The sequence below is a fragment of the Proteus terrae genome (assembly GCF_003144325.1).
GTDB lineage: Bacteria > Pseudomonadota > Gammaproteobacteria > Enterobacterales > Enterobacteriaceae > Proteus > Proteus terrae.
Map to the genome: position 1 here is coordinate 109,030 of NZ_PENS01000008.1, position 20,701 is coordinate 129,730.

At 39.4% G+C, this 20,701-nt stretch carries 18 protein-coding genes and 1 riboswitch; of the genes, 9 read left to right on the top strand and 9 right to left on the bottom strand.

What is annotated here, in order from left to right:
* The first annotated feature begins 15 nt into the window (after positions 1 to 15).
* From tolC to DK857_RS09450, 3 genes are all read left to right on the top strand, one after another.
* Positions 16 to 1,407 carry an outer membrane channel protein TolC gene (tolC, locus tag DK857_RS09440; protein WP_109402046.1) on the top strand — a complete coding sequence of 464 codons (1,392 nt, stop codon included), beginning with the start codon at positions 16 to 18 and terminating at the stop codon, positions 1,405 to 1,407.
* A 330-nt stretch (positions 1,408 to 1,737) separates the two neighbouring features.
* A complete protein-coding gene (locus DK857_RS09445) occupies positions 1,738 to 2,466 on the top strand; it encodes a DUF1190 family protein (RefSeq protein ID WP_075672908.1) in 729 nt (242 codons plus the stop codon).
* Positions 2,467 to 2,474: 8 nt separating this feature from the next.
* Positions 2,475 to 3,638: a glutathionylspermidine synthase family protein gene (locus tag DK857_RS09450; RefSeq protein ID WP_075672907.1), complete on the top strand. Its 1,164-nt coding sequence runs from the start codon at positions 2,475 to 2,477 to the stop codon at positions 3,636 to 3,638.
* 156 nt (positions 3,639 to 3,794) lie between these two features.
* Here the strand turns inward: DK857_RS09450 and ygiD are convergent, their stop codons facing one another.
* On the bottom strand, positions 3,795 to 4,580 hold the full coding sequence (ygiD, locus tag DK857_RS09455) for a 4,5-DOPA-extradiol-dioxygenase (protein ID WP_075672906.1): 786 nt from the start codon (positions 4,578 to 4,580) through the stop codon (positions 3,795 to 3,797).
* A 174-nt stretch (positions 4,581 to 4,754) separates the two neighbouring features.
* The gene (ribB, locus tag DK857_RS09460) at positions 4,755 to 5,408 is read right to left on the bottom strand and encodes a 3,4-dihydroxy-2-butanone-4-phosphate synthase (RefSeq protein ID WP_023582768.1); all 654 of its coding nucleotides are present in this window, start codon (positions 5,406 to 5,408) and stop codon (positions 4,755 to 4,757) included.
* A 124-nt stretch (positions 5,409 to 5,532) separates the two neighbouring features.
* Positions 5,533 to 5,692: riboswitch (FMN riboswitch) on the bottom strand.
* A gap of 202 nt (positions 5,693 to 5,894) precedes the next feature.
* Between ribB and ubiK the strand changes: the two genes are divergently transcribed.
* Positions 5,895 to 6,233 carry a ubiquinone biosynthesis accessory factor UbiK gene (gene ubiK, locus DK857_RS09465; protein ID WP_109402047.1) on the top strand — a complete coding sequence of 113 codons (339 nt, stop codon included), beginning with the start codon at positions 5,895 to 5,897 and terminating at the stop codon, positions 6,231 to 6,233.
* A 98-nt stretch (positions 6,234 to 6,331) separates the two neighbouring features.
* On the opposite strand, the gene DK857_RS09470 is transcribed toward ubiK, so the two are convergent.
* On the bottom strand, positions 6,332 to 7,654 hold the full coding sequence (locus tag DK857_RS09470) for a 6-phospho-alpha-glucosidase (protein WP_109402048.1): 1,323 nt from the start codon (positions 7,652 to 7,654) through the stop codon (positions 6,332 to 6,334).
* Complete coding sequence (locus DK857_RS09475; protein WP_109394106.1) at positions 7,654 to 9,282, bottom strand: alpha-glucoside-specific PTS transporter subunit IIBC; 1,629 nt, start codon at positions 9,280 to 9,282, stop codon at positions 7,654 to 7,656. Before DK857_RS09475 ends, DK857_RS09470 begins: the two co-directional genes overlap by 1 nt.
* 301 nt (positions 9,283 to 9,583) lie before the next feature.
* On the opposite strand from DK857_RS09475, the gene DK857_RS09480 reads away from it, so the two are divergent.
* A complete protein-coding gene (locus DK857_RS09480) occupies positions 9,584 to 10,288 on the top strand; it encodes a GntR family transcriptional regulator (RefSeq protein WP_109394107.1) in 705 nt (234 codons plus the stop codon).
* 95 nt (positions 10,289 to 10,383) lie between these two features.
* Here the strand turns inward: DK857_RS09480 and hldE are convergent, their stop codons facing one another.
* The 3 genes from hldE to DK857_RS09495 all read right to left on the bottom strand — a co-directional run bounded on the left by hldE (position 10,384) and on the right by DK857_RS09495 (position 15,694).
* Positions 10,384 to 11,808 carry a bifunctional D-glycero-beta-D-manno-heptose-7-phosphate kinase/D-glycero-beta-D-manno-heptose 1-phosphate adenylyltransferase HldE gene (gene hldE / locus DK857_RS09485; protein ID WP_109402049.1) on the bottom strand — a complete coding sequence of 475 codons (1,425 nt, stop codon included), beginning with the start codon at positions 11,806 to 11,808 and terminating at the stop codon, positions 10,384 to 10,386.
* 95 nt (positions 11,809 to 11,903) lie between these two features.
* Complete coding sequence (glnE, locus tag DK857_RS09490) at positions 11,904 to 14,744, bottom strand: bifunctional [glutamate--ammonia ligase]-adenylyl-L-tyrosine phosphorylase/[glutamate--ammonia-ligase] adenylyltransferase (RefSeq protein WP_109402050.1); 2,841 nt, start codon at positions 14,742 to 14,744, stop codon at positions 11,904 to 11,906.
* Positions 14,745 to 14,770: 26 nt separating this feature from the next.
* Positions 14,771 to 15,694, bottom strand: coding sequence for a CYTH domain-containing protein (locus DK857_RS09495; protein ID WP_109394110.1), 924 nt, complete (start codon positions 15,692 to 15,694; stop codon positions 14,771 to 14,773).
* 219 nt (positions 15,695 to 15,913) lie between these two features.
* Here DK857_RS09495 and DK857_RS09500 point away from each other — a divergent pair, with 219 nt between their 5' ends.
* Positions 15,914 to 16,534, top strand: a complete 621-nt coding sequence (locus DK857_RS09500; RefSeq protein ID WP_109394111.1) for a TIGR04211 family SH3 domain-containing protein — start codon at positions 15,914 to 15,916, stop codon at positions 16,532 to 16,534.
* 26 nt (positions 16,535 to 16,560) lie between these two features.
* Entirely contained in the window at positions 16,561 to 17,799 is a 1,239-nt protein-coding gene (locus DK857_RS09505) for a multifunctional CCA addition/repair protein (RefSeq protein WP_109394112.1), read from the top strand.
* Here the strand turns inward: DK857_RS09505 and folB are convergent, their stop codons facing one another.
* Positions 17,800 to 18,150: a bifunctional dihydroneopterin aldolase/7,8-dihydroneopterin epimerase gene (gene folB / locus DK857_RS09510; RefSeq protein ID WP_075672896.1), complete on the bottom strand. Its 351-nt coding sequence runs from the start codon at positions 18,148 to 18,150 to the stop codon at positions 17,800 to 17,802.
* A 104-nt stretch (positions 18,151 to 18,254) separates the two neighbouring features.
* On the opposite strand from folB, the gene plsY reads away from it, so the two are divergent.
* Positions 18,255 to 18,911, top strand: coding sequence for a glycerol-3-phosphate 1-O-acyltransferase PlsY (plsY, locus tag DK857_RS09515; RefSeq protein WP_075672895.1), 657 nt, complete (start codon positions 18,255 to 18,257; stop codon positions 18,909 to 18,911).
* A gap of 106 nt (positions 18,912 to 19,017) precedes the next feature.
* Here the strand turns inward: plsY and tsaD are convergent, their stop codons facing one another.
* Positions 19,018 to 20,040, bottom strand: a complete 1,023-nt coding sequence (gene tsaD, locus DK857_RS09520) for a tRNA (adenosine(37)-N6)-threonylcarbamoyltransferase complex transferase subunit TsaD (RefSeq protein WP_109394113.1) — start codon at positions 20,038 to 20,040, stop codon at positions 19,018 to 19,020.
* Positions 20,041 to 20,381: 341 nt separating this feature from the next.
* On the opposite strand from tsaD, the gene rpsU reads away from it, so the two are divergent.
* Positions 20,382 to 20,597, top strand: coding sequence for a 30S ribosomal protein S21 (gene rpsU / locus DK857_RS09525; protein WP_001144069.1), 216 nt, complete (start codon positions 20,382 to 20,384; stop codon positions 20,595 to 20,597).
* Positions 20,598 to 20,701: the final 104 nt, after the last annotated feature.

The window sequence follows — 20,701 nt, forward strand, 5'->3', positions numbered from 1 at the left end:
CAACAAGGAATTAAAATGAAAAAACTGCTCTCTCTTTTGGTCACGATGAGTTTGGCAGGATTCAGCACTGCAAGTCAGGCTGAGGATCTGCTTCAAGTTTATCAAAAAGCAAAGGACAGTAACCCTGAGTTACGCAAATCATTAGCTGAACGAAATCAAGCTTTTGAAAAAATTAATGAAGCTCGTGGCTCATTATTACCACAATTAGGATTAGGAGCATCTGCAGACTATAAAAGCGGCTACCGTGATGCAAGAGATACCGAATCTAATTCTATTGGGGCAAGTTTAACGCTGACTCAAAGTGTGTTTAATATGGCCTTATGGCGTCAATTAAACATGCAAGAAAAAACAGCGGGTATGAGCGATGTGACTTACCAAACAAGTCAGCAAAAACTGATTTTAGACACCGCGACCGCTTACTTTGATGTCTTGCGTGCTATCGATTCACTATCATTTATTGAAGCGCAAAAAGAACAAGTTTACCGCCAGTTAGATCAAACAACTCAACGTTTTAACGTGGGTTTAGTAGCAATTACTGACGTACAAAATGCGCGTGCAAATTACGATAGCGTACTGGCACAAGAAGTGGTTGGTCGAAATCAATTAGATAATGCATTAGAAAAACTACGCCAAGTAAGTGGTATCTATTACATTAATCTTGCCTCACTCAATATTGGTCGTTTTTCAACAACTTCACCAGACTCTATTGAGAAACTGCTAAAAGATGCTGAAGAACGTAACTTAAGTTTATTAAGTGCTCGTTTAGGTCAAGATTTAGCGCGCGAAAATATTCGTTTAGCGCAATCAGGTCACTTACCAACCGTAGATTTAAATGCATCAACGGGTGTATCAAATAGTCATAGTCACGACCATAGACCAGACGCATTAGCAGGTCATAGCAACAGCTATAGCGGTCAAAATAGCATTGGTTTGTCTGTTAGCATCCCTCTGTATACTGGTGGCAGAACAAGTTCACAAGTTGAACAAGCACAATATGGTTTTACTAGTGCAAGCGAACAATTAGAATCGGTTTATCGTTCTATCGTTCAAATCGCTCGTTCTTCTTATAACAATATTTCTGCGTCGATCAGTAGCATTAAAGCCTATCAACAAGTCGTTGTATCTGCACAAAGTTCATTAGATGCAACTGAAGCGGGTTACCAAGTGGGTACTCGTACTATTGTTGATGTGTTGAATGCCACAACAACGCTTTATGATGCAAAACAGAAATTGTCCAACGCACGTTATGACTATTTAATTAACCAATTAAATATTGAATATGCTCGTGGCACATTAAATGAAAATGACTTAATTCAGCTAAATAATACTCTGGGTGCAGAAATTTCCACTTCACCAGACAGCATTATTCGCCCGTTAACAAACCCTGCTCTTAACGTTGCGCCTTAATCGTGAATTAAGAAGTTAGTTACTTATAAAAAAACCGCTTTCAGCGATAAACTGATAAGCGGTTTTTTTTATGCTTTCTCTTCACATAAGATATTGTGTTATGGATTAAATTAAGATCTCTACAATATCTATATTCTTGTAATAACAAATACCTTAATTACAATTAGGTTAAAAAGAGAGGATTTACCTAATTTTATTACCCTTAACCTTATAAAGATCACAAATTTCTGGTTATCCCTGATGATTAGGCGTTTCTTATTTATTTTCTAGACTATTTAACCTATCCTAGCTTTTATTTTGAACGTTTTACCTTTTATGGATCTTATCAATATGCCAATGAAACGTACCAAATCGATTAATCGTGATGCTTTCCGTAAAGCATTTCGCCCTTATCGTCTGGCGCCTGTTGCAATCGCCATCACTGCTGTATTCGCGCTTTCAGGATGTGAAGAGAGCGATGAGACAGTTTCACTGTATATGAACGCACAAGAATGTGCTCAAGCAAATCCTTCACAAGCGGCCCAGTGTGAAGACTCTTATCGCACTGCATTGCAAGAAGCACAGCGTACAGCACCTAAATATGCAACATTAGAAGACTGCGTAGCTGAATTCGGTGATGCACAATGTACTCAAACTGCATCTATTGATGGACAGCCTGTTAGTACTGAAAATGCCAATAATTTAAACCCAGACAGCTCACAAATGGCTCAAGCTAACTCCGGTGGTAGCTTCTTTATGCCATTGATGGCGGGTTATATGATGGGTCGTCTAATGGGTGGTGGTGCGCCAGCACAACCTCTGTTTAGTTCGCGTAACCCAACAAGCCCTGCAAATGGTAAATTTGTGGATGCAACAGGCCGTAACTACGGTCCTGCGGTTGGCGGTCGTCAAATGAACGTACCAAAAACAGCCATGACACCAAAACCATCAACAACCTCAACGGTAACTCGTGGTGGCTTTGGTAACACTGTATCAAGACAAGCAGCTGCTCAACGTACCAATGCAACAAATAATAACCGTAGCTCAACCGGTTCGTCTTCTTATCGTTCAGGTGGTTAATTAAAACCATGAAACGCGAAAATATCATTGAACGCCCGGATTGGCGTGAAAAAGCAACGGAATTTGGCTTCAACTTTCATACAATGTATGGCGAGCCTTATTGGTCTGAAGATGCTTATTATCAATTCTCAATGGAAGAGGTTGAAACGTTAGAAGAAACGACGGAAGAGTTACATCAGATGTGCTTACAAGTCGCTGATAAAGTGGCTAATAGTGAAGAGTTACTGACTCGCTTTCAGATCCCGCGTCACTGCTGGGATTTTGTGCGTGATTCTTGGAAATCGTCTCAACCGTCCCTCTATTCACGTCTTGATTTAGCGTATGACGGTAAAAGTCCGGCAAAACTGTTAGAAAATAATGCAGATACTCCGACATCACTGTATGAATCTGCTTTTTTCCAATGGATCTGGCTTGAAGATCAAGTCAATGCAGGTCGTTTACCGCAAAATGCCGATCAATTTAATAGCATTCAAGAGAAGTTAATTGATCGTTTTGCAGAGCTTCGTGATCAATACGGAATGCGTTATCTGCATATGTCTTGTTGCCAAGATACTGAAGAAGATCGTGGCACAGTTCAATATCTACAAGATTGTGCTGAAGAAGCCCAAGTAACGACTGATTTTGTTTTTATTGAAGATCTGGGTTTAGGTGAACGTGGTGAATTAACTGATCTGCAAGATCAGATAATCAGTAATATGTTTAAGCTTTACCCTTGGGAATTTATGTTCCGCGAAGACTTCTCAACTAAACTTGCTGATGCAGGTATTCGTTGGTTAGAGCCTTCTTGGAAGAGCATTATTTCGAATAAAGCATTGCTACCAATGCTTTGGGAGATGTTCCCTAATCACCCAAATCTGCTACCTGCTTATTTTTATGATGGTAAAGCGCCTGATTCATTATCGCGCTATGTTATCAAGCCACTGTTTTCACGCGAAGGTGCAAATATTCGCATTGTTGAAAACGGCAAGGATATTGCTGTCGCAGATGGCCCTTACGGTGAAGAAGGCTTTATTGTTCAAGATTTCCATCCACTACCAAAATTTGGCGATAGCTATACATTAATTGGTAGCTGGTTGGTTAACGACCAATCTGCAGGTATTTGTATTAGAGAAGATAGAGAGCTTATTACTCAAGATCTCTCACGCTTCTATCCACATATTATTTTAGATTAATAGAAATCTTAAAATCATGTTGAGCACCTTATTGCTTATAAACGGTAAGGTGTTTTTTATTCAAAATAGGTTTCGTTATCAGTAAAAAAGGCCAAATTCCATAAAAGGAATTTAGCCTTTCACTTCTATAAATCAATTAGTTTTTATTGGATAGTTTTATCCAATTTGAAACGTCATCATGCTTAGCGATTTATTCACAATATCATTATTCAGCACTGTTACCTTTTCACCCTCTTGTTTTAAGCCTAATAAATACAACGCAGGTAAAAAATGGTCGGGTGTAGGATGTGCCAACCGCCCTTCTTCTGTTGATAAAATCGTAAATAACGTTTCTGGTACATTATCACTTCGTAAGCTGTTTTCGACTGTCTCATTAAAGGCTAATGCCCAAGAATAAGGCGTCGCATTGCTATTTTGCCAATCCATCATTCTTAAATTGTGAACGATATTACCGCTACCAATGATTAAGACGCCTTCTTTACGTAATTCAACCAGCTTTTGTCCCAATTCATAATGCCACTGCGCTGATTGACGAGCATCAATGCTTAATTGGACAACAGGAATATTTGCGTTGGGATACATTTTTTCAAGTATTCCCCAACTTCCATGATCTAATCCCCATTGATCCATATCGAGTTTTAATTTAATCGGATCGATAAGATCTTCAATTAGTGCGGCCAAGCCTATCGACCCTCGCGCTGGGTATTCTATTGCGTATAGCTCTGGTGGAAATCCATAAAAATCATGAATTGTCTTTGGTTGCGACATTGCTGTTACATAAGTTCCATCAGTATACCAATGAGCTGAAATCACTAAAATTGCTTTAGGTTGAGGAAGCGTTTCCCCTAATTTTGACCAGAGGCGAGTATATGTATTATCTTCTAATACATTCATTGGGCTACCGTGTCCAATAAACAGCGCTGGCATCATTTTTGTGTCCATAATCACCTCTTATGGCTTGTGATCTTATGGCGTTAGCATAGCGCCTTCTTACTTGAAATATAGTCAAAGAAGTATGAAATAGTTATTCAAAAAAGATGAAAAAAGCCACCTAAGTTTCCTTAAATGGCTTGAATAAGTGTGTGTGTTTTCAGTGTCGGTTATAACATGTTAATTTCAGCCAGCTTTTTTCTCCTCACGAAGACGATAAGCCACTAAATCTTCAATAGTTAGTACAGGCATATTGTGCTTTTTAGCAAAAGTGATCACTTCTGGTGCTCTTGCCATCGTGCCATCGTCATTTGTTAATTCGCATAACACTGCAACTGGTTTAAAACCGGCTAAAGTTGCTAAATCAATCGATGCTTCTGTGTGCCCGCCACGCGTTAGCACACCACCAGGTTGGGCACGTAATGGGAATACGTGACCAGGACGATTTAAATCACTTGGTTTTGCATTATCAGCTGCCGCTGCACGTACTGTGGTTAAACGATCAGATGCTGAAACACCGGTTGTTACACCTTGTGCTGCTTCAATCGTTACTGTAAATGCCGTATGGAAATGACTGGTGTTATTTTCCACCATCATAGGCAAATCAAGTTGTTGACGGCGTTCTTCTGTAATACATAAACAAACAATGCCACTGCCATGACGAATAGACATCGCCATTTGTTCTGTGGTCATAGTTTCTGCTGCGAAAACCATATCGCCTTCATTTTCGCGGTTCTCGTCGTCGAGCACCATCACGCCTTTACCAGCACGAAGGGCTTCTAGAGCAAGTTCAACACGCTCAAATGGATTACCGAATTCGGAAAGTAGCGTCTGATTCATGGTAAAAAAACCTCAATAATTAATGAAAGTTACCAGAACCAGGGCAGTCTTAGGAGTGGATCTCTGCTTAATTAATACATAAGCAGAAACAACAGGAATGGATACAATGATCCTACTGATGCTATTTTATTCTCTCCCATCCAGACTTTAACTGTCGGCTCCAGAATTACACTGGATCTGCTGACCTTTGCATCACAATGGCAATACAAAGCGCTCGCGGGCTTTACCTAAGTATTCAGGTATCTACCGCCGGTGGGGACTTTCACCCCGCCCTGAGATTAACGGTGAAACTATACGCTTTAAAATTATAAGAGGCAATCATCAATCGGCGACAATCTTTGTTTCATCACATAATCATTTTATGACATACGGTTATTTAACTATTTATAATAAAAAAGTAACAATAATCTTGATATCTGGTTTTATTCCCTCTGTCCTCATATTACACTTAGCCTCAGCTTTCTATTTTATTTGTGAGGACTTCCCATGTTGGACCCGAAAAAACTTGAACAAGTCGCGCGCCAAATCCAAAACGTCCTGCCACAGGGCATTAAAGATTTTGGTGATGATATTGATAAAAAAATCCGCACTGTTCTACAATCTCAATTAAACAAATTGGATTTAGTTAATCGCGAAGAGTTTGATGTACAAACTCAAGTCTTATTACGTACTCGTGAAAAACTTAATCGTTTAGAGCAACGTTTAAATGAGCTAGAAGCTGGTCTGCAGGCAAAACCTCAAGCTGAAATTGCCCAAGTTGAAGAAGTTGAAGAAGTTGAAGAAGTTGAAATTGTGGTAGAAACTCCAGCAGAAAATAAAGCTTAATCTATTCACTTTATGACTTATTTTAGTTATAAAGCAAAACCCTGTATCTCATAAAGACACAGGGTTATTTTTTATATACTCAAAATATCTATCAATAGCTATTTTAACGCTGGCCAATAGTCTTTATTTGCTTCAATTAAATCATCTAAAATTGCTTTTGCAACAGTCGCACTTGGCACTGTTTTAGACATCGTAATCGCCTGCCAAAGTTTCAAATATGATTTTTCAATCCAGGCTTCTACCACTAATTTTTCAACTGCAACTTGTTGGCTCATCATCCCTTTTTGGAATAATGGAATTTTACCCATAACTAAAGGCTCTGGCCCATGACTTCCAACAATGCAAGGGATCTCAACCATTGCCTCTGGATCAAAATTAATAATTGAGCCGTTATTAGGAACAATCAGTAGCATTCTTTCTTGAGTATTAAACGCAATAGCTGTTGCTAGATCGACGATGTAAGAAGCATGTTCATCAATCTCAAGATGCCCTGCTGATGATTTACCTGCACTCGTAATGGCACGACAAGCGCTAAATACATTCTTCTCTCTGTGCTCCATCACTTCATTTGCACGAGTATGATGAGGATCAGAATGCGCAACAACATAATCTGGAAATAAATAATATTTCAAGTAAGTATTCGGCATAGTTGTCGGATCTAGTGCCCACACATCTTTTGCTTTCCCGAATGTATCATTCCAACTAGCTTCAACTGGCTCACCTGCCACTTTGGGAATATACCCATGTTCCGCAACATGTTTACGAATAACTGGCAGTAAATCATTACCTTGTAAATCTTCAACCTGAGTCCACCAGCCAAAGTGATTTAAACCGTAATAACGGACACGCATCTCTTTGCGTGATTTTAATCCTGCAATTTGTGCCATACGTGATTCAATGCCAATTGGCATATCGCAGATATTTAAGATCTTCGCATTCGGTTTTAAACGACGAGTAGCTTCAGCGACAATGGCAGCTGGGTTAGAATAATTTAGCATCCAGGCATTTGGCGAATATTTTTCCATATATTCAACCAACTCTAAGACGCCACCGATAGAACGCATACCATAAGCGATACCACCAGGACCACAAGTTTCTTGTCCTAATACACCATGGCGCAAAGGAATTTTTTCATCTTTTTCGCGCATTGGATATTTACCAACACGGATATGTGCCATCACAAAATCAACATCTGTAAAGGCCGTTTTGGGATCCGTGGTATAGCAAAACTCAATTTCAGGTGCTTTTTCAGTAAGAATGATTTCACAAGCTTTAGCAATGATTTCTTGCCGCTCAGCATCATTGTCATAAAACTTGATGGCTCTTAATGGAAAACGTTTTAAGTTTTCCAGTAGCATCAAAATAATACCGGGTGTAAATGTACTACCGCCACCTGCAATTACGACTGAGAACTTCTTCATTATATAGCCTCCGACAAGGTGTTATTTTGCCTATCTTCTTTCATAAGTTGTTCAATTTTGTCTCTCACTTGAGAAACGTGTAGCCCGATAATAATTTGCAATGCATGACCTTTACGCACTACACCATGTACACCGAGCCCTTTAAAATAGGCATCTGTTTCAATTATCTCGTTATCTATCACTTCGATACGTAAACGTGTTGCACAGTTATTTAAGGATTTGATATTTCCACTTCCCCCTAAGCCTTCAAGGATGCCTTTAGGAAGTGCGAGTTTGCGATCTTCTTTTGCTGTTTTTGAACTATCCGAATCTTGTGACTTTTTATTTTTATAATCTTGTTTGCTATAGAGCTTGATCTCTTCATCATCCTCTTCACGACCGGGTGTTTTTAAATTAAGTTTGATAATTAATGTTCTAAACACCACAAACCAAATCATTGTAAAAATAAGGCCTATGACTATTTGCGTAATAATCATCCCGTAATGGTTATGAAACATTGGGATCCAATTCATAGGTAGGAAATTATCGATGATCCCTCCGCCCATATTTCCGACAACCCCAAAGTGATAAAGTGTTGTCGCTAATGTGGCAGCTAATACGGCATGAATGGCAAACAATAACGGAGAGATAAATAAGAATGTGAACTCTAAAGGTTCTGTTATTCCCACGAATACAGCGGTCAATGCAGAGGGTATAAGCAAACCTGCAATTTTGGCTCTATTTTTAGGTGCAGCAGTAAAATAAAGAGCAAGTGCGATACCAATAGAACCAAAGACTTTGCTATTACCATGCAATGCAAAGCCACCTTCTGGAAATAACGCTTTTAAAGATTCAGTACTTTGACTGAAATATTGCATATTTTGAGCCCAATCAACTTGAATTCCATGTTCAGTGACTGCAGGGCCAAAAATAAATGGACCATAAATAAAGTGATGTAGGCCTGTAGGAATTAAAATACGTTCAAGAAAGGTATATATCCAAACACCTAAAGAGCCGGATTCAACCATAAATACTTGCAAAGATTGAATACCAATTTGCACTTTTGGCCAGAAAAATAATGTTATCCACGCTAACGGTAACATAACAAAGAAACTAATTAATACAACATACGAAGTTCCTTGAAATATACCTAAAAAGACAGGAAGCTGTTTATCAAAATAACGATTATGAATACCTGTAACTATACCCGCAATAATAATCGCCCCAATAATACTGGTATCTAATGTTTTAATTCCAGCTATCATTGTTAAGCCACTATTTCCGCCGATTTCATTTGTAAAATCTACGCCGAAATAACTTCCCCAAACGATTCCCATTGCATTAATAAAATAATTCCAAGTGAGAAAACTCACCATTACAGCAAGGCAAGCTCTTGCTTGTGCAGTTTTAGCTAAACCGATTGGTAAGCCAATTGCAAAAATAAGAGGCATATTACGAAAAACCGTCCATCCCCCCTCTTCAATAATATGAACAATTTGGGCAAATAAACTATCGGGTCTTAATAAATCTTCACTAATAAATAATGGATTCTGTAATAAAATGGCAATGCCTACAACAATACCTGCAAAAGGAAATAGCAGGACAGGGGTAAACATGGCTCCACCAAATCGTTGTATTTGACTGAGCATAAAAATATCCTCTTATTTACTGCTACTGAAACGGTATGCTATTTAATTCATTTTTTTTCTGTAAATTCAGATTAGATTCTTTTCTCTTTATTCTCTCATCTAAAATGAATTATTCGTGATCTGATTCATACTAATCTTTCAGGCAAAGTGATCTCATTTTTAGTCAAAAAGCAGATCACTTTTTATTTTTTGATAACGTTCACATTTTAGAGGTATAAATAATTATCCTATATATCAAAAGATTATATTCATATAAATTAAATAAAGAGAGCTGGTTTTAAGAATAAAAAGAGGTATAAAAGTGATCTATAAAGACATTGCAAAAAGCCTAAGAATTCAAATAAATTCGGCTGGATACCAAATTGGTGACCCTTTGCCAGCAGAAAAATCATTAGCACAACAATACAATGTATCGAGAATGACAATACGTAAAGCGGTGGATTTATTAGTGACCGCAGGATTATTAGAACGAAAACATGGTTCAGGAACTTATATTAAAGAAAAAGATGTTCATCATGAAAATGCAAGCTTAAAAGGCTTTGTCGAATTAATGGCAAATACAGGTCACAATGTAAGAAGTGAAGTTATAGAATTTCGTGTTATTCCTTGTCCTTTATCTATCGCCAGTAAATTACGTATCAACTCAAATGAACGTATTTTTTATTCAAGGCGAATACGTTACGTCGATAATAAACCTCTTATTGTTGAAGACAGTTACATGCCTGTTAAATATTTTCGTAATTTAACCTTAACGCATTTAGAAGGCTCTAAATTTGATTTTATTGAAAATATTTGTCAAATAAAAATATCAGGGAGTTATGAAACTTTTCACCCTATTATGCCTGATAACAATATTTGTCAATTATTAAAAATAGAAACTAACATTCCAATATTAAGACTTAGTACATTATCATATAGTACTCAGGGTGATTATATTAATTATTCAATTATGTATAGAAACACTCAAGATTATATTGTTGAGTATCATTTAAAAAGAGAACAATAACCATTAATAAAAATATCATTAAAAATGATAATAGCTAGATCCTTTATTATAAAAAAAGCACTCCAAAGAGTGCCTTTCGTCGTTAATTTATGCCATTATTTCTTTTTAATCGCATTAATAATGTTCGTTGTAGAAATGCCATCTTCAAAATTCAGCACTTTTACTTCACCGCCAGCAGCCCAAACTTCTTTGCTACCTGCGATATCTTCAGGCTTATAATCACCACCTTTAACTAAGATATCTGGTAATACAGAGGCAATTAAGCGCTGTGGTGTATCTTCTTCAAATGCAACAACCCAATCGACTGCACCTAAAGCGCCTAGCACTGTCATACGCTGCTCTAATGGATTAACAGGACGACTTTCACCTTTTAAGCGCTTAGTAGACGCATCACTATTTACAGCAACAATAAGGCGATCACCGAGTTTGCGTGCATTTGCTAAATAGCTAACATGCCCTGCATGAAGAATATCAAAACAACCATTCGTCATAACAATACGCTCACCGCGTTGACGCGCTAATTCGACAGCTTGTTTTAATTGCTCTTCTTCCATCATGCCGAAGCCGTTGTCAGCACGACCGCGAATAGCATTTTCAAGTTCAATAGGTGATACAGTGGATGTTCCTAGTTTACCCACAACAACACCCGCTGCTGCGTTAGCAAGGAAACAGGCTTCGCCTAAAGGTTTGCCAGCAGCTAAAGAGGTCGCCAATACACCAATTACCGTATCACCAGCCCCCGTCACATCATAAACTTCTTGTGCTTGAGTTGGTAAATGCAGTGGAGCTTCATTAGCACGGAGCAAGCTCATTCCGCGCTCTGAGCGAGTGATAAGCAGCGCTTCAAGTTCTAAATCTCTAACTAATTTTGTGCCTTTCTCCACCAGCTCATCATCCGTTTTACAAACACCAACGACTTGTTCAAATTCAGACATATTTGGTGTTAGTAGTGTCGCACCGCGATAACGTTCAAAATCAGATCCCTTAGGATCAATTAATACCGGGACACCCGCTTTTTTCGCCAGTTGGATCATCTCTTGAACATGAGAAAGCGCCCCTTTGGCATAGTCTGATAAAACCAATGCGCCAATAGAAGGTAATGCTTGCTGAATACGCTCATAAATAGGTTGAGGATCAACATTGTTAAATCCTTCTTCAAAATCAAGACGGATTAATTGCTGATTACGAGAAAGAACACGTAATTTTGTGATCGTTGGATGTGTCGCAACAGAGACAAAATCACAACGCACATTGACCTGATTTAATGTATTGCTCAATGCTTTTGCGGCTTCATCAATACCGGTTAAACCCACTAAACGCGAATTAGCACCAAGAGACGCAATATTCATTGCAACGTTTGCAGCACCGCCTGGTCGCTCTTCTGTGGTATCTACTTTGACCACTGGCACTGGGGCTTCTGGTGAAATTCGACTTGTTGGGCCATACCAATAGCGGTCTAACATGACGTCACCGACAACCAACACATTGGCCTTATTAAAATCCGGCAGCGTTACTTTCATCCCATACTCCACATTTATTTTCAAAATAAGCCGAAATAATACCATAACTTGTTAGGCAAAAAGAGATACACATAAGACTTCATGCCAACAAATCATTACTCTTGTTCACCGAGCCACTTCAGTTTGCTTTTTAATACGCACTCGCGCTCTGCGATAAAACAATGATTATCCACAATAGCAGGTAATGCTTGTAGCGCCAGATGATGCAATTCATTGCGTAAGGTGACATAAGCATGTGTTAAAGCGAGAGCTTCATCTTCATCCATCACTTGATGTTTTGCCATTAACTCAAAAATACGCACATTATCCGACCAACGAGTTAAAGCCGGGTATTGGTGAGAAAAACGCAATACTAAATATTGCGCGATAAATTCAATATCGGTAATACCGCCAGATGAAGTTTTTAAATCAAATTTGTCTGCTTGTGTTGGTGCAAGATGTTGCACCATTTTTTTACGCATATCGCGCACTTCATTTTGTAACACATCAGCATCACGAGAAAGACATAACGTTTCATGACGAATACGTGAAAACATCTGTTGTAATTCATCATCACCATAAATCATTCTGGCACGAATTAGCGCCTGATGTTCCCAAGTCCAAGCCTCATTTTTCTGATATTCATCAAAAGCTTGAATAGTACTAACCAACATACCGGATTCACCTGAAGGGCGTAAGCGTGCATCAACTTCATACAACACGCCAGAAGATGTTCTGGTACTAAATAAATGGATAATGCGCTGTGCTAAACGCAGATAAAATTGGCGAGCATCAATCTGTTTTGCTCCCGTTGTCGCCGTATTTATTGGACAATCTAATAAAAAGACCAAATCTAAATCTGAGCTATATCCTAGTTCCCATCCTCCTAATTTGCCGTACCCAATCACCGCAAAACCCAGTCCATCACGATGAGCTAAATGTTCAGGCTCACCATAACGTTTCACCATATATGACCAAGCTTGATGAACAACTGCATGAATAATAGCTTCCGCTAAATAGGTTAAGTGATCGCTAACCTTCATGACTGGTAATACACCTGTAATATCTTCAGCGGCGATACGTAGTAATTGAGCTTGCTTAAACTGACGTAATGCTTCTAATCGTTGCTCTTCGTCTTCTTCTGGCACTCGTAATAAATATTGTCGTAATTCATCACGATACGCATCTAAAGGCAGGGGTTGATAAAGAGAGTTGGGATCAAGTAATTCATCTAGCAATAAAGGGTGAATCGCTAATTGTTCAGCGATCATCGGAGATGCCGCACAGAGCCGTATAACATGCGTTAAAACCTCATCCGATTCTTGCATCAACTCTAAATACGTTGTGCGACTCACAATGCTTAATAACAAAGGCGTCACGCGTTGTAGTGTCACTAAAGTTTGAGGTTGTTGGCAAATTTTAGCTAATAGTTTTGGCATTAAGGCATCAAGAACATCACGTCCTCTCGGGCCAATCGTTCGCTTGCCAATATCTTGTCGAAAATTCTGCAACGTCTGATTTATCGCATCAAGAGCTTCGATGGTTAATGTTTCATGAAATAATGACGATGTTTCAGGCAAACGCCCCAGTAACCAAAGGCGTTTAAATTCAGAGATATCATCTTCATCATCATTCTCGTCTTCTTCGCCAATTAATTGCGTAAAAATTACGGAAACAGCCTGCATCTTGTGGCTAATTTCTTGATAAAGCGTTTCCCAATCATCAAATCCCATTGCAAAAGTTAACCGTGCTTTATCTTCTTCACTTTCTGGTAAGGTTTGGGTTTGTTGATCACCAATAGATTGCAGTAAATTTTCTAATCGACGAAGGAAAAGATAACTTTCAGTTAGTTGCGCGGTTTCTTGTGATGTTAACAGCTCAAGTTTAGTGATGACATTAAGCACTGTTAATAATGAATTGCTTTGTAACTCCGGCTCTCTTCCCCCTCGAATTAGCTGGAAAACCTGAGTAATAAATTCAATTTCACGGATCCCTCCAGAGCCCAATTTTATGTTATCAATCATGCCACGACGACGAACTTCACGACTAATCATGGATTTCATATTTCTAAGTGATTGAATCACACTAAAATCAATATAACGACGATAAACAAAAGGACGTAACATTTGCCGTAAAACTTGGCAATATTCTTTCTTTTCAGCACCTAAAACACGCGCTTTGATCATCGCATAGCGTTCCCAATCCCGCCCTTGTTCTTGATAATAATCTTCCAGTGCTGCAAAACTCATTACCAAAGGACCACTTTCACCAAAAGGACGTAATCGCATATCAACACGATAGACAAAGCCATCAATGGTATGTTGATCCAAAGCCTTAATAAGCTTTTGACCTAAGCGAGTAAAAAACTGTGCATTATCTAATTCTCTGCGTCCACCTTGCGTAAATCCATTTTCAGGATAGGCAAAAATTAAGTCGATATCAGAAGAAAAATTAAGTTCAAACCCACCTAGTTTTCCCATTCCTAAAATCAGTAATGGCTGAGGTTTTCCCTCATGATCACAAGGTGTTCCCCATTGTTGACAACATTGCTGATAAAGCGTATCTCTCGCAACACAAATTAAAGTTTCAGCCAATACGCTCAAATGTTTTAGTGCACAAGGAATATCGCCTAATTGAAAAAATTGTAGCCATGCAATACGCACTAATTGTTGATGACGAAATTGGCGTAAGATCCGCATCACATCATCTTCATTATCAACATTGACTAATTTTTCTGTTAATTGAGACTCATAACTCAGCCATTCCACACTAGTTGGTGGATTTTGCCTGATATCAGTCAACCATTGAGGATTAACGCGTAAATGCTCTGTTGCAAAAGGGCTAAAAGCAAAAAACTGTTGTTCGAGCTCACTAAAAGGTGCTAACGCGTTTAATTGAGAAGAGAACCCACACTGTGCTTTATTCCACAATTGTTGAAATACACCGATAACAGACATAAATAGACTCTCAAGTTGTCAGAAAATTAAGCAATAGATAGTAACCACGCCATAGAAGATAACTTAAAGTTCAACCATAAAACATGATAATAGTCGGTTGCGGTTGTAAATGTTAACGGTGAAATACCATTGAGCGACTGTTGCATAGATTCAGGCAGATCAGACCGTTTTTTACACCAATCTGAAAATAACGCCAACATTGCTGGCATAGTAATTGTCGGTGGTGTTGGGTTAGCAAAAATGGCTTCTTCTAATGCTTGTATTGCACTTAACCATTTTGTAAGTTGCTGAGCGGTTGTATCACTAGGAGAAAGGTTCACCACACTCAACGATAAGGCTGGTTTATCTTTCGCTAAATAATAACCTCGAGCCGCTTTACTGCGAGAAGCTAGGCGCAATCCACCCTTTTCACCTAAATAAGTTGCTAATGCGATAACATCTGACACATCACCTTTTTTAAGCTCTAACTCGAACTCTTCAATCGGCAACTCATATTGATGAGTACGAATAGCACCTTTATCTAATACCACTTCAATTTGGCTATTTTGAAAATCCACCAGCCAGATTTCGCGATAAAAATCGGTATTAAACAGCACATTGAGTTGTGTTTCTAATAGGGTTAAATCTGTATTTTCAGGCCAGATTTCTGCTGGAAAGCGAGCTAAATCTAATTTAGGTTGCTCTAATTTCACGTTATATTCTGGACGTTGATGCAAACCTGCAACCACTTTACCAGCTGTTTTAATTGTCATTTCATAACTTTCATCAACACCACGAATACGCAACCCCATATCCCAACGACGAATTTGATTATCTGTCGTCTCAAAGTAAAGATTAGTCAGCTTTTTGGGATCAGAGTGCTGATGAGGTAGAGTCAGAATGCGCTGAATAATGTGAGGAATAGCGGCAGGTATGGCACTCATTTTGAGTTCAGTTTCTAATTGGCTCATTCTATTTCCCTTAAGTAAATCAATTAATTAGTAAAATATTTGACGCATTTTCATTTTGCAAGTGATAGCCTAATAACAATAATGAATAAAAGGCAGATTATCCCTATATTCTACCAGTTAAGAGTGTTCTCATTCTGGTTTACTATTTGCTTACGCAAACTTTACTCTTTAGTATCAGTAAAAATATTCTCTTGTATAGATAAAAAAGTTGAAAACATAATGCGAAAATTACCCTTACTTTTTCTTTCATTACTTAGCTTAGGCGTTTCTCTGAGCTCACACGCAGAAACTCGTTATGTTTCCGATGAACTATCCACTTATGTACACAGTGGACCAGGGAATCAGTATCGAATTGTTGGCTCTTTAAATTCGGGCTCAACCGTTACTGTCATTTCTCGTAACGCAGCAACGGGTTATGTACAGGTTAAAGACGATAAAGATCGTACCGTTTGGCTACCAGAAAACCAACTCAGTACTCAACCAAGTATGCGTACTCGTATTCCTGCTATGGAAAAAGAGATCCAAACACTGCGTGATAAACTGGCGAATATCGATCAAAGCTGGAAACAACGTACCACTGATATGCAAAATAAAGTTTCAAACAGCGATGACATCATCAATGGCTTGAAAAAAGAAAATGAACAAATGAGAACAAAGCTCGCTGTCGCAGAGAAAAAACTCGATTTTGCTAATCAACAATTAGATGACAGACAACGCGATATCATCTTACAGTGGTTTATGTATGGTGGTGGTGTTGCAGGCGCAGGTCTTGTTTTTGGTCTGATCCTTCCACATATTATCCCGCGCCGTCGTAAACGTAATGATCGTTGGATGAACTAACATCCAGCCAAAGGAACAGTGATCCCGTGAATATATACCTTGTTGGTGGCGCTGTGCGCGACCAACTATTACAGATGCCAGTAAAAGACAGAGATTGGGTTGTTGTTGGTGCAACACCTCAAATGCTATTACAACAAGGCTATCAACAAGTAGGCAAAGATTTTCCTGTCTTTCTTCATCCAGATACTCATGAAGAGTATGCCCTTGCGCGTACAGAACGAAAATCAGGCTCAGGTTACACGGGTTTCACTTGTTATGCAGCGCCGGATGTCACATTAGAAGACGATCTCGCTCGTCGTGATCTCACCATTAATGCCATTGCTTATTCTGCTGATGGTGAATATGTCGATCCTTACCATGGCATAAATGATATCCATGCGAGGCAACTTCGCCATGTCTCTGAGGCATTTTCAGAAGATCCTTTAAGAGTTTTGCGAGTTGCACGTTTTGCTGCACGATTTGCGCCTTTAGGATTTAGTGTTGCACCTGAAACACTGCAATTAATGAAAACAATGGCACAAAGTGGCGAGCTAAACGCGCTGACTGCTGAACGTGTTTGGAAAGAAACAGAAAAAGCCCTTGAGAGCCCCGCGCCTCAAGTCTATTTTGAAGTTCTACGTCAATGTGGTGCTTTAAGTGTTCTTTTTCCTGAAATTGATGCTTTGTTTGGTGTTCCTGCGCCTGAAAAATGGCACCCAGAAATCGATACAGGCATTCATGCCATGATGGTACTCAATATCGCTAGCCAATTAACCGATGATATTGCGGTACGCTTTAGCGCCTTATGCCATGATTTGGGAAAAGGATTAACACCTCCAGAAAATTGGCCTCATCACCATGGACATGGCCCTGCTGGTGTTCCTTTAGTTGAAGCCTTATGCCAACGTTATCGTATTCCTAATCATATTCGTGATTTGGCACGCTTAACGGCAAGATTTCATGATCATATCCATCGTATTGATAGAATGCGCCCTTCAAAAATAATCCGCTTATTTGATGCTATTGATGCATGGCGAAAACCTGAACGTGTTGAGCAATTAGCAATGGTGAGTGAAGCCGACGCCAGAGGACGCAAAGGATTAGAAAATCTTGTTTATCCACAACGCGCGTTTCTTTGCCAAGCTTTCGCAATTGCAAATAATGTGGATATTAAGCCAATTATTGAAAGTGGATTAAAAGGTAGTGCAATACGAGATGCGCTAACCAAGCAACGAGAAGTCGCGATTATAAAATGGAAATCGCGACTTAATCAGGATCAGTTTTAATTAAGCTTTACGCTCAATAATTACACCCACATTTTTGGCTTGTGCAACAGCCCCGGGTTTCGCTAATTTAATTTTTACTCTAGGTACAGCAAATTGAGTTATCAACAACTGTGCCACTTCTTCTGCTACGCGTTCAACTAATTCAAAACGTCGAGTCTCAACATAATCAATGATTGCGTTACTCACACTGGCATAATCTAAACAATGAACCACATCATCGGTTTGGGATGCGCGTTTGTTATCCCATTCCATTTCGATATCGAACACTAATTTTTGTTTTATGGTTTTTTCCCAATCATAAACACCGATTGTGGTTATTACTGATAATTGCTCAATAAATACGATATCCATCACGTCATCTCTTATTTTTTCTGCTCATCGGATACCACTTCCGATGAAATATGCGTATTATCCATACATGCCTAACGAACTTACATAAACATTGGAGAATACAAATGAGTGCTAACGCACTTGGAATGATCATCTTCGCCTACTTGTGCGGCTCAATCTCCAGCGCGATATTGATTTGCCGACTGGCAAGACTACCTGATCCAAGAAAATTTGGCTCTGGCAATCCCGGAGCGACCAACGTCCTACGTATTGGTGGAAAAGCGGCCGCAGCGGCGGTACTTATCTGTGACGTCCTAAAAGGGATGCTCCCTGTTTGGCTCGCCTACTACTTAAATGTGCCTCCTTTTTACCTCGGCATTGTGGCAATCGCAGCTTGCCTTGGGCATATCTACCCTGTTTTCTTCCACTTTAAAGGCGGAAAAGGCGTCGCCACTGCATTTGGTGCTATCGCTGCCATTGGTTGGGATTTAAGTGGTCTTATCGCAGGAACATGGTTACTCACCGTCTTATTGAGTGGCTATTCATCACTTGGCGCGATCATCAGCGCACTACTTGCCCCTTTTTACGTTTGGTGGTTTAAACCAGAATTCACTTATCCCGTCGCGTTATTATCATGTCTTGTACTTTACCGTCATCATGACAATATTCAACGTTTATGGCGTGGCCAAGAGAGCCGGATCTGGCACAAATTGAAAAAGAAAACCGAAAAAACGGAAAAAGAGATCATTCAAGAAGCGAAAGAGCAAGAAAAAGAAGATTAATTAACGTCCGTTTAAAATTTGAATTTAAAACAGAAAAGCCACTTATAAAGTGGCTTTCTTCTGCAGATATCGAGTGTCAAATTAGAAATAGACACTTTACAATACATTATTTATTTTCAAGGGCAGGCAACTCAGCTAAAGGCCAGCGTGGTCTTACAGTCACACTTAATGGGCCTTCTGTACCGCCTTTAAAGCGGATCATCCCCGCTAATGCAATCATTGCACCATTATCAGTACACAGCTCAGGACGCGCATAAAAAACTTCGCCGCCTAATTGCTTCATCACGGTTTCCATTTTTGCACGTAATGTCCGGTTAGCACTTACACCACCCGCCATCACTAAACGTTTAAAGCCCGTTTGTTCTAAAGCTCTACGACATTTTATCGCTAGTGTATCAACAACAGCATCTTCAAACGCCCGTGCAATATCAGCGCGAGTTTGGTCTGAATCGTCATTTTGGCGAATAGTATTAGCTGCAAAGGTTTTTAAACCAGAGAAACTAAAATCAAGCCCCGGTCTGTCTGTCATTGGACGAGGAAAAACAAATCGACCTTCTGTGCCTTGTTGCGCCATTTTCGATAATACAGGACCGCCAGGATAATCTAATCCTAACAATTTTGCTGTTTTATCAAAAGCTTCACCGGCAGCATCATCGATAGATTCACCTAATAAGGTGTATTCACCAATTCCTGTCACACTGATTAATTGTGTATGACCACCAGAAACCAAAAGTGCCACAAACGGAAACTCAGGTGTTTTCTCTTCAAGCATTGGTGCCAATAAATGGCCTTCCATATGATGAACAGGAATAGCTGGAACATTCCATGCAAAAGCTAATGAGCGCCCAATTGTTGCTCCTACAAGCAAAGCACCAACAAGACCGGGGCCCGCAGTATAAGCAACAGCATCAATATCTTTTGCCATAAGATTAGCTTCTTTCAGTGCCGCTTGAATAAGAGGTACTGTTTTACGGATATGATCCCGTGAAGCAAGTTCAGGAACTACACCACCATAATCGGCGTGCAGTTTAATTTGGCTATAAAGTTGATTCGCTAATAGACCGGCTTTATCATCGTAAATTGCGATACCGGTTTCATCGCAAGATGTTTCAATACCTAAAACTCGCATGACGCTTCCAAATTCTTCTTCGCGGACTCGCGTAATAAATCGATTGTACCATTATTTCGGTGATTTTATACGCCTTCGGCACATCTTTTACATACCAGCATGTGACAAATTCCTTTTTCTGTTCTATAATTACCCACCTATTTTAAGTGATTTAAATGTGTGGTTAGCGACTTTCGCTTTTCGTGTTATCCAAAAAAGACACAAAAGTGAGAGTTTGCGTTTCAATTTTGTGCATCTCTTTACAAAGTGCCCTGCTTTGAAGTAAAATTCCGCACCATTTTAAATGTCGGCTGGCTTAAATAATGCCAGCGCAAACCGATTTCTATTGAGGTGAGAGGCACATGCCGGTAATCAAAGTACGTGAAAACGAGCCATTTGACGTTGCTCTTCGTCGTTTCAAACGCTCTTGTGAAAAAGCAGGCGTATTAGCAGAAGTTCGTCGTCGTGAGTTTTATGAAAAACCAACGACTGAGCGTAAACGCGCTAAAGCATCAGCAGTAAAACGTCACGCTAAAAAATTAGCTCGCGAAAACGCACGTCGTACTCGTCTGTACTAATATTTTGCGGCTTATACCGCAACATATGCAGACACTGTAGTCGCAGTTAAAGGCCGTGCTTTCTTCTGAGAGCGCGGCTTATTCTCGTTCAACAACAGGCGTAA

What these genes read in the sequence shown, in the direction of transcription:
- DK857_RS09470 (WP_109402048.1), bottom strand. Translation starts at nt 7,654, where the DNA reads ATGAAGAAGTTCTCAGTCGTAATTGCAGGTGGCGGTAGTACATTTACA.
- ubiK (WP_109402047.1), top strand. Translation starts at nt 5,895, where the DNA reads ATGTTGGACCCGAAAAAACTTGAACAAGTCGCGCGCCAAATCCAAAAC.
- tolC (WP_109402046.1), top strand. Translation starts at nt 16, where the DNA reads ATGAAAAAACTGCTCTCTCTTTTGGTCACGATGAGTTTGGCAGGATTC.
- glnE (WP_109402050.1), bottom strand. Translation starts at nt 14,744, where the DNA reads ATGTCTGTTATCGGTGTATTTCAACAATTGTGGAATAAAGCACAGTGT.
- DK857_RS09475 (WP_109394106.1), bottom strand. Translation starts at nt 9,282, where the DNA reads ATGCTCAGTCAAATACAACGATTTGGTGGAGCCATGTTTACCCCTGTC.
- hldE (WP_109402049.1), bottom strand. Translation starts at nt 11,808, where the DNA reads ATGAAAGTAACGCTGCCGGATTTTAATAAGGCCAATGTGTTGGTTGTC.
- tsaD (WP_109394113.1), bottom strand. Translation starts at nt 20,040, where the DNA reads ATGCGAGTTTTAGGTATTGAAACATCTTGCGATGAAACCGGTATCGCA.
- folB (WP_075672896.1), bottom strand. Translation starts at nt 18,150, where the DNA reads ATGGATATCGTATTTATTGAGCAATTATCAGTAATAACCACAATCGGT.
- DK857_RS09450 (WP_075672907.1), top strand. Translation starts at nt 2,475, where the DNA reads ATGAAACGCGAAAATATCATTGAACGCCCGGATTGGCGTGAAAAAGCA.
- DK857_RS09445 (WP_075672908.1), top strand. Translation starts at nt 1,738, where the DNA reads ATGCCAATGAAACGTACCAAATCGATTAATCGTGATGCTTTCCGTAAA.
- ribB (WP_023582768.1), bottom strand. Translation starts at nt 5,408, where the DNA reads ATGAATCAGACGCTACTTTCCGAATTCGGTAATCCATTTGAGCGTGTT.
- ygiD (WP_075672906.1), bottom strand. Translation starts at nt 4,580, where the DNA reads ATGGACACAAAAATGATGCCAGCGCTGTTTATTGGACACGGTAGCCCA.
- DK857_RS09500 (WP_109394111.1), top strand. Translation starts at nt 15,914, where the DNA reads ATGCGAAAATTACCCTTACTTTTTCTTTCATTACTTAGCTTAGGCGTT.
- DK857_RS09495 (WP_109394110.1), bottom strand. Translation starts at nt 15,694, where the DNA reads ATGAGCCAATTAGAAACTGAACTCAAAATGAGTGCCATACCTGCCGCT.
- rpsU (WP_001144069.1), top strand. Translation starts at nt 20,382, where the DNA reads ATGCCGGTAATCAAAGTACGTGAAAACGAGCCATTTGACGTTGCTCTT.
- plsY (WP_075672895.1), top strand. Translation starts at nt 18,255, where the DNA reads ATGAGTGCTAACGCACTTGGAATGATCATCTTCGCCTACTTGTGCGGC.